The sequence below is a fragment of the Allocoleopsis franciscana PCC 7113 genome, from assembly GCF_000317515.1.
Classification (GTDB): Bacteria; Cyanobacteriota; Cyanobacteriia; order Cyanobacteriales; family Coleofasciculaceae; genus Allocoleopsis; species Allocoleopsis franciscana.
The window spans coordinates 3638124-3651482 of sequence record NC_019738.1 but is presented as its reverse complement, the minus strand read 5'-3'; the positions used below and the strand labels follow the sequence as shown (position 1 = coordinate 3651482).

Genomic DNA, 13359 nt, shown 5'->3' with positions numbered 1-13359 from the left:
TTGCTAACAGTAGTACAGCCAAGAGTAAGAAAAATTTCCAGTACAACTGAATGTGAAAAACTTGATCTTTAAAACTGAATCTTTCAAGATCAGAGTTAGTATAAATTTCTCCTCCTAAGCAACTATAAGTAATCTCAGTAAACCCTTTATTTTCAATACTTTTTATAAAATTAAATATATTTGAAGGATCTCTCATTTTTGAACTTATGAGAAACCTTTAATTACAGAGTTTCTTTTTCCAATCTTTCACGCAATTTGGGTTGCTGTTGAGAGCGCAAATTGCATAACATAATGCTTCACAAGGATTTTCTCGTGAACCTAACAGTAATGAAGGAATGATTTCTTCAATCCTAATTCCTTCTAAAGTAGTTGAAGAGTCTACTACCTCAAACTGGAAATTAGGGTTCTTCATGAGTCAGTATGCTAAATCAATAGCTAAATAAGTCAATAAAGATGAATAAATGCGGAAAGAAAGTCAACCAAGTAGTTGTCGGTATTGACAAAGAAGGTCATATCCTATTAACTATAAACCGTCAAAACAGGGATTGAACGCATAGATAGTGAGATGGCCACAAAAAAGAGAATAAAGCTGCTGACAGAACTCTTGAATATAAAAGGAATAAAAGTAATTTCACATCGTCAACATGAAGGGATTGGAATAATTGTACAGGTGGAATTAATTGGCAAAGAAAGTAATTGCCCTCGTTGTGGAGCAAAAAGTCGTAGATTACACCAAAATCATCGACACATAGTAAAAGATTTACCTTGGGGAGAAATGCCAGTGTTTTTAGAAATAAACAGACGACAATTTAAGTGTGAAAAGTGTGAGAAACCGTTTAGTGAACAGTTAGAATTTGTCAGTTCAAGAAGAACGTACACAAAACGGTTGGCTAATCAAATAATTCAAGACGTTTTAGAAAACGATATCCACAGCGTAGCGAAAAAAGGAGTGGTAACAACGGCGGAAATAGAAAGGATGTTAAAAGACGCATCAAAAGACCTGTTAAAAATCAAACCTATAGACTTAAAAAGATTAGGAATTGATGAAATAGCACTGATTAAAGGGAAGGGGAATTATTGTGCAGTATTAGTAGATTTAATAAAAACCGCAAAATGCCGGGAAGAAAAAGCAGAACATTCGCCAGTATTAGAGGGATTAAAGAAAAGTAAATATGTCTTGCTCAAGAACGAATCCGACCTAAGTGAACAGCAAAAAGTTAAACTGATTCAAGTCAAGAATGTATCTCTTACTCTCAAGAGAATGCATGAATTAAAAGAGCAAATTCGCCAAATTTTCACTCAGACCCAGCATTGGTTAGCCGGATTATTTCACTTGGGAGGATGGCTGAAGCAAGCGAAAAGCTATTTTCCTGATAGCCAGAAGACTATCATCCGTTGGTTGGATGAGATCATTGCTTACTTTGATAACAGAACGACTAGCGGTGTTGTGGAGGGGATTAACAACAAACTTAAGTTGATTAAGCGCTCGGCTTATGGGTTTCGGAACTTTGACAATTATCGAATTAGATGTTTGCTTAACTGGCATTTCATTTGTTAGTTTAGCATACTACATCCTGAAGAACCATAAATAACTTGGTATTAGATTTTCATTTTTGGGAATAATTGCAGCACAGGCTTGGTTCGTGGTCGCTTCAATTCCCAATATTCCAACTTTACCCCTTGTGAGTCCTTGCCCATACATAGCTACAAGAACCGTACCAACTGGGTAAACTGTGACAGATGTTTCATTAAGTGCTTTTTGAGTTATTTTTTCTTCAGCACTTTTAATAACCGTATAATTTATTTCACCCGTTTTAACCCAAGGTATTGTCCCATCCTGCCAATACGCAGCAATACTTCTATTTGGTGTTGAGCCTGAACTGATAAATGCCAACTCCTCAATTTTGCTGACTTCCCAATCTTCTGGCTTTCTATCCAGAGATGAATTCTCAAAGTTCTCAGATTTAATTAAAATTTCACGCATACCCAAACCTTTTATCCTATTGCTGCGCTCTTATTCTTCATCTTCCTCAACGACTTCTAACATCACATCCTCATAAACCAACTCAATCGGACAGCGAAAATCAATGCTCTTTAATTCAACTTCATCCCCTTCTGAATAGGTATAAAGTTCCCAAACCCCCTTCTCATTCAATCGAAAACACTCAATAACCTTCTGCTCAGCACTTATTAGCACGTATTCCTTCAACGTAGAAATACGGCGATAATTTTGAAACTTCTTCCCTCTATCTTTAGCTTCAGTACTAGGAGAAAGAACCTCAACAATCAAACACGGGTAATAGATAACTCGAATCGCCCGTCTATCCCGTTCGTCACACGTTACCATCACATCGGGATAGTGAAAGGGTCCGCGTTCCGATACCCCAACCTTGGCATCTGCCATTGAAACTTTACACCCTTTCCCTCGCAGGTGATTTTTTAACGCCGTTGTTAGGTTAACTGCAAGATCGTTATGGGGAATTGTTCCCCCGGTCATCGCAAAAACTTCACCATCGATATATTCATATTTAATCGATTGTTGTTCTTCCCAATCTAAATACTCTTGGGGAGTAAAGTATTGCCGATCTGAAACTGCAACCATAACAACCTCCTCATCATTGCCATTTCAACTAAAACCTATATTCAAACCTGAATACTTTTAAATAAAATTCCTAGAATCTTATCCACATCTTTAATATAATAATTGCTCAAATCAATAAACACATCAGAATCCTCTAGTTTCAGAAACCTCCAAATATCTCCCGTCGTCACCGCTCCGTAAATCGTCTTAATATCATTTCCTTCCTGCTGGTTAAACAACTGTGCCGCTAACATCGCCGCCGCACACTGCCCCAATCCGCCTTTAATATCCTCATTTTTAGCTTCTACAACAATCGCCACCGGAGCATTAATTGTTAATTGCTCCTTAGAACGACTAATTATAAAATCACAATACCCATTTAACCCCTTTTCAAAATCAACATTAAAATCTGAACCAGAAAATAAACTAATCTGATAGTTTGCCCGTCTTCTCACCTCCAATAACATCGGCGTAATCATCATTTCCGACCGAGCTTTTTCTGTATTAATCGCCAGAGCAAGCTCAACCGTTTCCTCTAAAGTATTGGCTAAAGATTCACTCGGCTGTACAGCTTCTACAGTTGCAAATAAATCAGATTCTTCATCAATCCGTAAGTTAAACGCCTTCTTGAATTTACTTAATGTAGAAAAGTCACTATAAGCCATTTGCCTATCCTTGCTTGTAATTGACTGATAAATCTCTCGATTACCAACCACGCCAGCTAGTGAATTAATTCCCACAGCGAGTAGCTCAAGTCCTCTGAAGAGGATTAATTATTAAGTAAGGCTTTCAGTCCATTTTAATGGACTTTTGCTATTAGCCCGGAACTTAAGTTCCGGGCGGGATAACTGCTCAATTTGCATACCCCAACCCACTCAAAAACTCACTCAACTGCTTCGCTGCCGCATCCCGTTCCCCTTCAATATCCTGCAACGTCACCCGATACTTATCCCACCAATTCTCAACCGCCACAATTACCTGCTGACGGTGAGCCGTGACATATCGCTCCAGTTGGGCCGTCAAGCCATCCTGGAAAATCGCCAACACCAACCCCTGACACTCCTCATCCGTCAACGCCGCACGTTTAGCCTCCAAACGCTTCACCAACTCATTCTTGAGCGTCCTCAGAATCCCCTTCGCTTGAGCCAGTTGCTTTTTAATTTCCTTATAGGGTTCCAGTTGTTTCTCAATCTCGGCAATTTCCGCTTCCATCGGCTCAACCATCGCCTCAAGTTCTGCGATTTTAGCCGCATTCAACAACGGCGAATTCTTCCTTAAATCCTTAATATCCTTCTTCGGCTCCTTAATCGAACCCTTCAGAGTCTTGAGCCTTGTCTCCAACTCCTTCGCAAAATTAACCGCCTCCGACTCCTCCTCAGTAGCTTCTCCCTCCTCAGCCTCCGCCTCTTCCCCCCGTTCAAACGCTTCCTTTTGCTGCTCTAACTCAGCAATTCTCGCCTCAGCCTCAGCAATTTCCTCCAGATAGTCCGGCATCAACCGCACCACCAGCTTATGATTGAGCGGGTCGAATTTCGTCTGATTGTTCTGCGTCTCCTCATCTTGCTCTAGAGCATCCCGAATCGTATCCACCCAACTATCCACCAACCCGCCAAAATCTGATTCCGAGAGCGTTCTGAGTTCATACTTCACCTCATCCCACCAACTCGCCACCACACCCGCCACCTTGAAGCGATCGAGTAAACCCACAGATTGGAGGCTATCGACAAACGAACTCAAAAACTCCGCCCTCAGTTCCATCACCTTCTTCGTCTTCGGCAACTCCCCCAAACCTGGGGCGTGCAACTGCCACCAAGCCGAAAAGACGCCGTAAAGCTTCGCTTCAGTCGCTTGAACTCCGGCGTCAGATTCGATAAAGGCTTTGATTTGCCCTCTCTGGGTAATTGCAGGGACAAAATCCAAATAATCCATCTATGCAAAAATAGGTTGCAAATCTAATACAAATCCAGGTAAAACATCCTCACCCGATAACGTCGCAGGAGACTGTAAAACTTCAACCACTTGATTCGGTCGATAAATTTCCACTTGCCGAGTTCTAGGATTAATCAACCACCCCAATCGCAGCCCATTATTAATGTACTCCTGCATTTTTGAGCGCGTTTCTTCCACATCGTCCGTTTCCGAAACCACTTCTACGGCAAAATCAGGACATAAAGGCAAAAATTTCTTGCGTTGCTCCTCACTAAGAGCATTCCATCGTTCTATCCTCACCCAAGACGCATCGGGCGAACGAGTACCACCTTTAGGCAATCGAAACCCTGTAGAAGAATCAAAGGCTTTTCCCAAACGAGTTTGACGGTTCCAAATTCCCAAGTCAATGTAAACCTCAAAATTCCGATTTCCCGTGTCTCCCCCCGTGGGGGGCATAATAATTAATTCTCCCTTAGCCGTGAGTTCTAGCTGCAAGTCTTGGTTAGCAGCAGCAAGTTGTTCAAACTGCTCATCAGTCAGTTTGAGAACCGGGGGTAATTGTAAAGTTACGCTCATCATTAATTCCGCTCCACTAAAATCCTAGTCGGGTTAAACCCATGCGCCTCTAACAGCGATCGCTTTGCCTCTACCTTTCCCCGCAGGATATCCGCCGCCGAGAAGAGATGACGTTCCAGTTGGGGTAGAGTCAGTTTGCCCATAGATAATGCTTACTTTTCCTCAAAATGTTCTTCTGTAAGGCGATACTTACCCCGCCAACTTGCTTGACAACCGTTGATGAATTGCATCCAACCATACCGGAATTACAGGCTGACCTGCTTTTAAAAGATGCGATCGCCTCTTCCCAATCGAACTCCACAAGTTCAAGCGATCGCGTCTTCCCATTCCACCACAACATCAAGCGCCTTGGCCTCTCTGGGTTAAAAAACTCCGGCTCTTTCTCTTTTAGCGCCTTGAGAGTTTCACGAGCCACCTCAAAACTCAGCCCGACAGATAACCAATATTCCACCACCGCCAACTCAACCAAATCAGAGCGAGAGTAATAAATACTTCGCCCCGTCCCCGTTGCACTCACCGTAGGTACAACTACCCCCTTCTCCCGCCAATACTGCAACTGGCGCAGGGTACAGCCCGTCATTTCAGCCGCTTGCTTACTCGTAAAAAATGGTTCTCGCATTAATTACGATTCTACAAAGACAAGGCATTATACATATATGTTTTTATTAAACGGATTAATGAGTTACTGTACAAAGCTTAAAAAAGCTGTTGATAACGCCACAATAGAAAAATGATTGAATTACACTGTCACACCACCTGCTCTGACGGCACCCTGACTCCAACCCAACTCGTCCAAGCGGCGGTTCAAGCTGGAGTCTTTGCCCTAGCGATTACCGACCACGATACGCTTTCTGGCTGGAATGAAGCGCTCGCTGCTGCCAAACCCTACAACTTGGAAATTGTCCCCGGTGTAGAATTGAGTACCGTACACCGCGATCGCTCTCTGCATATCCTAGGCTTTTACCCCAATGCAGATCAGCTCAAAGCCCCATTAGCGGAACGCATCGAAGGACGTAAACGCCGTGCCCATGAAATGGTCGCTAAACTGGCAGAACTGGGCTATCCCATTTCACTACCCCAACTCGGAGAAGGAGTAGCACCCAGTCGTCCCCATCTAGCCAAAGCGCTGGTGGAGGCGGGATATTTCCCGTCCATGGAGAAAGCTTTTGACCGTTTGCTGGGTGATAACCAACCAGCCTACGTTCAGTACGAGAAATTTTCAATTTCTGAGGGTATTGCTCTGCTACGTGACTGTGGCGCTGTCCCCGTGTGGGCACATCCCTACTTATTCCGAGGTGGTGCTGTAGAGGACGTGCTCAAGGAACTGGTTGAGGTGGGTTTAATGGGAATCGAGGTTTACCATCCCAGCCATACCTCCAAGCAGACGAAAAATCTTGAAGCGTTGTGTGTCGAATATGGCTTATTAATGACAGGTGGTAGCGATTATCATGGGCCTAGTCCTGACGGCAAAGCACAAAGTATCAGCCTAAATATGATGCAATTGCCGTTAGGCTTACTCGACCCCATTAAACACGCCGCTCATCGTTTAAAATAAAAATTTTCTTGCGGTCATAAGTTGCTGGCTATAGAGATATATTCATCTCCTAGTGACCCGTTTTTCAAAAGCTTATACCCATTTTGTTTAATGATGTTACCGATGATATCTCCCTCCGCTCCTGCTTAAAAATGGGGGAGAATCTACTGATATGGTATTACCTACGGTCAGTTAAAATATTGACACAGACTTGGCGCGGCTATTCTTGAGAGATTTCTACAGTAGTGACTAGGCAAACTAATCAGATGAAAAAAAAATGCTTCACAATCGCCAGTCAATTTTACTAGGTTCTAGTCTTTTATCCGCACTCATGTTCTTGGGTACCTTTGGAGATGGAAGAGTAGAGAGCGCCCAGTTTTCAAAGTTATCAAAATTTGCAACAATATCAACTACACAGTCCATCCAATCCCAATCCATAACACCATCATCTGCCGAGTTAACTATCAGCCAATCACCAATAGGACAACTATATTCACAGGCGAATACGGCGACTCTAAATAAAGTCAAAGTATTTTTTCCCAGGAATCCAAAAAGCAATAATAATCTTAACTATGTTGAGCCAGTGATTCGGACAACTCGCAATCAAAATTTAGCCCGGTTTGCTGTAGAACAATTAATTGCAGGGCCAACTCGTGCTGAAAGGCAAAAAGGTTGGGTACCTGCGATTCAGTTACAAGGTAGCTCTAACTGCGGTTCTGATTTTAAGCTATCGATGTCCAAGGGAGTCGCCAAACTGCAATTTTGTCGAATCATGCCATCGGCAGGCATTGGAGATGATGCCCGTGCCACTAGTTCTTTAACGGCTACACTCAAGCAATTTACTAATGTTAAGTCCGTGATTATTCTAGACAAAAATGGTAATTGTTTGGGGGATATGAGTGGAGATAATAGATGTTTGAGCAATCAACGATAAAGTAACTCTCCCCTTTAAGAGGGTCAATTCAGAGATTGACACAAACTGGCACGGCTTAGCCCTTTTGTTTTCTACCATTGGCACTATAGACAGTCGTTTAAAACCCAAGGGATAAACATGTTGAGTTCGCGCCAGTCAACTCTGCTACTTTTTAGTCTTGCATCCACAATCTTGTGTTTAGGTGCTTGTGCGAGTGGAGGCGTCAGTGTTGCTGAATCCTCTGAGTCAGTGCAACCCGCCGCTACTCAAGTAACGTCCTCACCGACACAAACCCCATCAATTGCACCCGAATCCAAGTCAGAAAACACCTCAGCCAAGCAGCAAGCCAAACTAACAGCACAGTCAAAACTATCTATTAATAGCATTGGGCCGATTCGAGTGGGGATGAGTGTGGCTCAAGCTGAGGCGGCGGCGGGGGTTAAGCTGACTCGACCTGATAATAGAGAATGTTCTTATATCAGACCTCAAGGGAGCAACTATGATTTCCTGATGATGGTGACAAATAACCGCATCGCCCGGATTGATGTTCGAGGCAAAAGCCGCATCACGACGATTAGTGGTGCACGAATCGGCGATACTGAATCTAAAATCAAATCACTCTATCCAGGACAAATTACAGTCACTCCTCATAAGTATCAGCCAAAGGGTCATTACCTAATATTTACACCCAAAGACCGCAACGAGGCTAACTATCGCATCGTATTCGAGACGGATGGGACTCGCGTCACGAGTTTTCGAGGTGGAAAACGCCCTGAAGTGGAGTGGGTTGAAGGATGCTCTTAAGCGATGAATTAATCAGGAACCGTGAGGGGTTTTCCGTTATCAGAAGGACTCAACTGGAGTAAAAAAGGAACGGCATGATCGACCCAATTTTGGATTGAGGTGTAATTGGCGGCATCTTCTCCATAGCAAACTTCCAGCATCTTGGTATGAATAATGCCAGGATTGAGGGGAATTGCTGCCATCCCATTGGGTAGTTCTTGAGCGAGCGATCGCGTCAATCCTTCAATCGCCCATTTAGAAGCGCAATAGGATGCAACTTGGGGAGAGGTAGAACGACCCCAGCCTGAACTAAAGTTAACAATAATACCAGTTCCTTTTTCGATCATGGCTGGAACCCAGTGGCGAATGACATGGGCGACGCCCTTGATATTGACATCAATTAAGCGAGAAAAATCTTCACTGGGGATTTCCCAAAGGGGTGCTAAATGGTTGATCATGGCAGCATTGTTAATCAGTAAATCCGGAGGTTCATAGTCACTGAGCATTTGCTTTGCCCAATTCATCACCTGCGCTTCATCCGCAACATCCAGTGCTGTAAACTTGTGGGGCGAACCAAACTTCTCGTTCAGTTGTTCCACCGCTGCCTGTGAACGAGCACAACCCACAACCGTATGCCCTAACTGAATAAATTGCTCAGTCATAGCTTGACCGAGTCCCCGACTAACACCTGTAATCACGATTAGTTTTGTCATTGTCACCTCTTACTTCTTAATTCTCCAGCAGTATAGCTTCTGATTAATTTATCGGCTGGAAAAAGCCATAGGACATCTATAAACTGGATGAGATGCAATAGGGCTTACCTGGAATGTCATACTCACAATACTGGATCGAGAGCCTGAATTAATCGGTCAACTTCCTCTGTCGTGTTGTAATGCACCATACTCACTCGTACCACTCCTCCCTGCTTGTCTAACCCTAAGGATTCAATCAATCGCTTCGCGTAGAAGTCTCCAAAGCGAATGCCGATATTGTAGTTGTCAACGTGTAACGGAATTGTCTCGCTATGGGTTTCCTTTACCACAAACGAGATGGTTGGAACTCGTGAAGCGCGATTAGCTTGGGGTTGACCAATGATGCGAATATTGGGTTTACTGGTGAGGTACTTTAGGAAGCGATCGCCAATTTCTTCCTCGTGAAGGCTTATCGCCTCAAACGCTTGCTCTATCTGGCTTCTTAAGCTAGGTGCCGCTTGTTCACCGTAGGCATGTTGTGCCAGTTCACTTAAATAATCGCACAAACCCAGCATCCCATAACTCAGTTCAAAATTAACATTTCCTGGCTGGAATTTATAGGGAATAGTAGTTTGCCCAATAAAGTAATGGTTGATTCCAGGTATGGCTAATAAATGCTCTTGTTTCCCATAGAGTAATGCATAATGAGAGCCATAAACTTTGTAGAAGCTAAACACGTAGAAATCTACATCCCAATCCTGGACATCGATTAACCGGTGAGGCGCATACGCCACACCATCAATACATACCTTGGCACCATAACTGTGGACGAGTTGAGTAATCTCTTTAATTGGATTAATTGTTCCTAGTATATTAGAGGCATGAGTGAAGGCAACCAGGCGAGTTTTGTCGCTCAGCAATGACTCTAAATCTTCTAATTCTAACTGTAAACTTTCCGGGTTAATCCGCCAAATTTTAATCTTAATTCCCTGTCTTTCTAAATCAACCCAAGGGCCTATATTCGCTTCATGGTCACAGTTGGTTACGATAACTTCATCACCCGCATTCCAAGTCTTGCTAATACATAACGAAAGAATCCGCAGCATCAACGTGGTGGATGAACCCATGACCACTTCTGAGGGTGACTTGGCATTAATTAAAGTTGCCATGGCTTGAGCGGATTTCGCGACGCGATCGCCTGCGAGTTGCGAAATACCATAAGAGGCTCCCAATTGCACATCGGATGTTAGGAGATATTCGCTAATCCGATCCACCACTTGCTTAAGGGTTTGTGAACCTCCAGCATTATCAAAAAAAGTCCAGTCACCAGCCAGAGAGGGAAATTGTTGGCGAACAAATTCGATGGGAAAAGAGGGTTGATAATTTATTGTCGGATTCATACAGAAGATATTCCTGCACAGATAGCTTTGAGAACTTGCAGCAGCTCGATAGAACGTTCCGGGTAAATTACATTCAAGTCTGGAAAGAGCTGATAGCTTGAAGGATTTCCTTTTTCGAGATAAACAAATTGGTAACTCATGCCGTTGGTTGTTAATCCCCAAACAGATGCTTGATTCTCTAATCCTTTATAGGCATAAGTGAGCAACTGAGGTAAACCTTCAAAGGCATTAACCGTAGCATTCTTGGTTTCAATAACCAGAATCCAAAAGGGAGTTAATGTTGTTGTTGGTTGAATTTTATGGACAGCTAAAATGTCCATCCGCCCTTTAATTAAGGTGTCTTCATCTTCAATGTAAATATCATCAATTTTTTCTTCGAGCGTAATTTTGATTGTAGAATTATAAAAACCAGCCAACCACATCAAGGGAGAAATAGTTAAAAATTTAACTTCGCCTTCAGAAATTTTTCTTTCGGTATAGTAGTCATAAAAATTGGTACAGATTTCATCGAGGTCTTGCTGTTCCACCTCTGTCAAAGGACTTAAGGATAATAATGAGGTGAAGGAATGATTGACTTGCCTCTCTAGGCTCAAAAGACGCTGAACATCTTTTAAGGAAAGATTACTGGCTTCAAGAATTGTTGTCATTAATTTCTTGCTCCCTCTGACGACGTAGACGGGGTAAGTGTTGGTGCCTCCCGTGGTTAATTCCTCCATTGCCCTTATTCTTTTTATTATCAACGGAAAACTCAGGGGTAAACTTTTCTCTCCAGCCAACGTCTACTTTTGCTAAGCTGACCGATGGTCAGTAAACATTAGGTGGTTGAGGAGTAAGCTCTAAATATGAGAAAACGCTTCGGGCTGGCTATGGTAGGCTTTGCGATCGCATTCGGTGTCGCTTCCCATGTTGCCTCTCACGCCAAGGACAATCAACGTCTTCTGGTTCCTTCTGCGTCGGCTAAACCGCAAATCCTGACGAACCCCAAACAGCTTAAGGCGACAACCTCCAGCTTGCCATCTTCTGTGAACCCCACTCAATCCACCGATCATCTTAACGCCCAAACCCTAAGCGAGGATATCCCTCAAACCAAAGATGGAGAACGTTTCCGGCGCGTCATGCAATCTGCAAGGGCACAAAAACTCCATCAGCGCCCCATGGGGGAAATTCTACAAGCGATCGCACAGTCATTTCTCGGTAGTGCCTATAAAGCCAATTTATTAGATCAATCCAAAGAAGAAACCCTTGTTGTCAATCTTAATCAGTTCGATTGCGTGCTATTGGTCGAAACCGTACTGGCGATCGCACGAGGTGTTGCAGTAGAGGATTATTCCTACACAACCTTCGTCAATCACCTGCGCGATCAACGTTATTGGGATGGTCAAATCAATGGTTATTGCAGCCGCCTCCATTACTTTTCCCAATGGATTTATGACAACCAAAAACGGGGAACAATTCAAAACATTGGTCAGAATTTAGGCGGTTTATCTCTCAAGAAGAAACTGAACTTTATGAGTATGCATCGCCAGAATTACCCCCCGATGGCCAGTAACGATACTGCTTATCAGTGTATGGTCGAACGAGAATCCCAGCTTGATGGTGTAGCCATCCAATACATTCCCACCCAACAGATTCGTCGCCTGTACTCGAAACTGCAACCGGGGGATATTATTGCCGTTGCAACTAACATTTCGGGTTTGGATGTTACCCATACTGGATTGGTTTACCGCCAACCCAACGGCAACATGGGTTTTATTCACGCCTCCCCGGCTGGACAAGTAACCATTGCACGGGATTTAGAGCAGTATGTCAGTCGGGTGAAATATGCGATCGGTATCCTGGTGGCTCGACCCATTGACCCTCGACAAACCCAAAAGACCGACAATATTCCACATCATTTTTGAATTTTTGGGATGCCTGTATCAATTGATCTGGATTATACCAAATCGGACTTCTAAGCTAACGCACATTTAAATTGTATCTTCTGAAAACAGGATAAAAGTGTATTTTTTTATCTCATCAATGCTTAAGCTGGAAAACGTGAGTTAGGATAAGAGTAATTAATCAATTCTTTATTTGAAAATTAGGTAATAAAGTTTTTTATCTGCAATTCTTATATATCAATACTCAAGGCACCCCTGCAATGAGAATTCTCCTCGTAGAAGATGATCCTTGCCTTGCTGAAGCGTTAGGCGAAGCCCTTAGCGACCAACGTTATGTAGTTGATCAAGCCAGAGACGGAGAAGCGGCTTGGGAGCAAATCAGAAGCTTTGAGTATGACTTAATTTTGCTAGATGTAATGCTGCCCAAGCTAGATGGAATTACTTTATGTAAGCGCTTGCGTTCCTATGGCTATGTTGTGCCAATTTTAATGGTAACAGCTCTGGATATGAGTACTGACAAAGTCATCGGCTTAGATGCTGGGGCTGATGATTATATGGTTAAACCCCTTGATTTACCGGAATTACTCGCGAGGATACGTTCCTTGTTACGCCGGAACAGTTCTTCATCGTCTCCGATTCTGGAGTGGGGGCAGTTGCAGCTCGATCCAGCAACCTATGAGGTCAGTTATAATAACGAACTGCTGCGTTTGACACCCAAAGAATACAGTATTTTAGAATTACTGCTACGCAACGGACGACGTATACTCAGCCGCAGCACTATCATTGAACACATTTGGTCACTCGAAAATCCTCCAGAAGAAGACACCGTCAAGGCTCATATTAAGAGTTTGCGTCAAAAACTTAGAGCGGCGAAGGCTCCCGATGATTTGCTTGAAACGGTTCACAGCGTAGGTTATCGCCTCAAATCACTGAACTAAGGAAAGAAACTAACTTTGAGTCGAGTATTTCTGGTTGTCAACTTTTTTTCTTCTTCTCGATTTATTCCCGATTTATCCCCCAATTTTTTCACCCAAATATTATATATTCTGACCTAGAATAAGTGATGAGCTG

General features: G+C 43.2%; 16 protein-coding genes. 6 read left to right on the top strand and 10 right to left on the bottom strand.

Features of this window, described 5'->3' with window-relative positions:
• Window positions 1-565: 565 nt before the first annotated feature.
• Window positions 566-1558 (top strand): ISL3 family transposase, encoded by a 993-nt coding sequence (locus MIC7113_RS15310; RefSeq protein ID WP_015180242.1) that lies wholly within the window; start codon window positions 566-568, stop codon window positions 1556-1558.
• 9 nt (window positions 1559-1567) lie between these two features.
• On the opposite strand, the gene MIC7113_RS15305 is transcribed toward MIC7113_RS15310, so the two are convergent.
• The 7 genes from MIC7113_RS15305 to MIC7113_RS15280 all read right to left on the bottom strand — a co-directional run bounded on the left by MIC7113_RS15305 (window position 1568) and on the right by MIC7113_RS15280 (window position 5705).
• Entirely contained in the window at window positions 1568-1984 is a 417-nt protein-coding gene (locus MIC7113_RS15305) for a restriction endonuclease subunit S (protein ID WP_015183063.1), read from the bottom strand.
• A gap of 30 nt (window positions 1985-2014) precedes the next feature.
• Window positions 2015-2602, bottom strand: a complete 588-nt coding sequence (locus tag MIC7113_RS15300) for a Uma2 family endonuclease (protein WP_015183062.1) — start codon at window positions 2600-2602, stop codon at window positions 2015-2017.
• Window positions 2603-2643: 41 nt separating this feature from the next.
• The gene (locus MIC7113_RS15295) at window positions 2644-3246 is read right to left on the bottom strand and encodes a hypothetical protein (protein ID WP_015183061.1); all 603 of its coding nucleotides are present in this window, start codon (window positions 3244-3246) and stop codon (window positions 2644-2646) included.
• A 187-nt stretch (window positions 3247-3433) separates the two neighbouring features.
• Entirely contained in the window at window positions 3434-4510 is a 1077-nt protein-coding gene (locus tag MIC7113_RS15290; RefSeq protein WP_015183060.1) for a hypothetical protein, read from the bottom strand.
• Window positions 4511-5089, bottom strand: coding sequence for a Uma2 family endonuclease (locus tag MIC7113_RS15285; RefSeq protein WP_015183059.1), 579 nt, complete (start codon window positions 5087-5089; stop codon window positions 4511-4513). It lies immediately after the preceding gene.
• Window positions 5089-5229, bottom strand: a complete 141-nt coding sequence (locus MIC7113_RS36470) for a hypothetical protein (protein WP_015183058.1) — start codon at window positions 5227-5229, stop codon at window positions 5089-5091. Before MIC7113_RS36470 ends, MIC7113_RS15285 begins: the two co-directional genes overlap by 1 nt.
• Window positions 5217-5705, bottom strand: a complete 489-nt coding sequence (locus MIC7113_RS15280) for a MerR family transcriptional regulator (RefSeq protein WP_015183057.1) — start codon at window positions 5703-5705, stop codon at window positions 5217-5219. Before MIC7113_RS15280 ends, MIC7113_RS36470 begins: the two co-directional genes overlap by 13 nt.
• Before the next feature lie 111 nt (window positions 5706-5816).
• Here MIC7113_RS15280 and MIC7113_RS15275 point away from each other — a divergent pair, with 111 nt between their 5' ends.
• The 3 genes from MIC7113_RS15275 to MIC7113_RS15265 all read left to right on the top strand — a co-directional run bounded on the left by MIC7113_RS15275 (window position 5817) and on the right by MIC7113_RS15265 (window position 8337).
• The gene (locus MIC7113_RS15275; RefSeq protein WP_015183056.1) at window positions 5817-6641 is read left to right on the top strand and encodes a PHP domain-containing protein; all 825 of its coding nucleotides are present in this window, start codon (window positions 5817-5819) and stop codon (window positions 6639-6641) included.
• Window positions 6642-6897: 256 nt separating this feature from the next.
• Window positions 6898-7554, top strand: coding sequence for a GerMN domain-containing protein (locus tag MIC7113_RS15270; protein ID WP_015183055.1), 657 nt, complete (start codon window positions 6898-6900; stop codon window positions 7552-7554).
• A gap of 117 nt (window positions 7555-7671) precedes the next feature.
• On the top strand, window positions 7672-8337 hold the full coding sequence (locus tag MIC7113_RS15265) for a hypothetical protein (protein WP_015183054.1): 666 nt from the start codon (window positions 7672-7674) through the stop codon (window positions 8335-8337).
• An 8-nt stretch (window positions 8338-8345) separates the two neighbouring features.
• Here the strand turns inward: MIC7113_RS15265 and MIC7113_RS15260 are convergent, their stop codons facing one another.
• The 3 genes from MIC7113_RS15260 to MIC7113_RS15250 form a co-directional block, all read right to left on the bottom strand.
• Entirely contained in the window at window positions 8346-9029 is a 684-nt protein-coding gene (locus tag MIC7113_RS15260; RefSeq protein ID WP_015183053.1) for an SDR family oxidoreductase, read from the bottom strand.
• Between the two features lie 122 nt (window positions 9030-9151).
• Complete coding sequence (locus MIC7113_RS15255) at window positions 9152-10408, bottom strand: cysteine desulfurase-like protein (protein ID WP_015183052.1); 1257 nt, start codon at window positions 10406-10408, stop codon at window positions 9152-9154.
• Entirely contained in the window at window positions 10405-11124 is a 720-nt protein-coding gene (locus MIC7113_RS15250) for a hypothetical protein (protein WP_015183051.1), read from the bottom strand. The genes MIC7113_RS15255 and MIC7113_RS15250 overlap by 4 nt, the downstream gene beginning before the upstream one ends.
• A gap of 126 nt (window positions 11125-11250) precedes the next feature.
• Here MIC7113_RS15250 and MIC7113_RS15245 point away from each other — a divergent pair, with 126 nt between their 5' ends.
• Window positions 11251-12309, top strand: a complete 1059-nt coding sequence (locus MIC7113_RS15245) for an N-acetylmuramoyl-L-alanine amidase-like domain-containing protein (protein ID WP_015183050.1) — start codon at window positions 11251-11253, stop codon at window positions 12307-12309.
• A gap of 239 nt (window positions 12310-12548) precedes the next feature.
• Window positions 12549-13226 (top strand): response regulator transcription factor, encoded by a 678-nt coding sequence (locus MIC7113_RS15240; protein WP_015183049.1) that lies wholly within the window; start codon window positions 12549-12551, stop codon window positions 13224-13226.
• The last annotated feature ends 133 nt before the right edge of the window (window positions 13227-13359 follow it).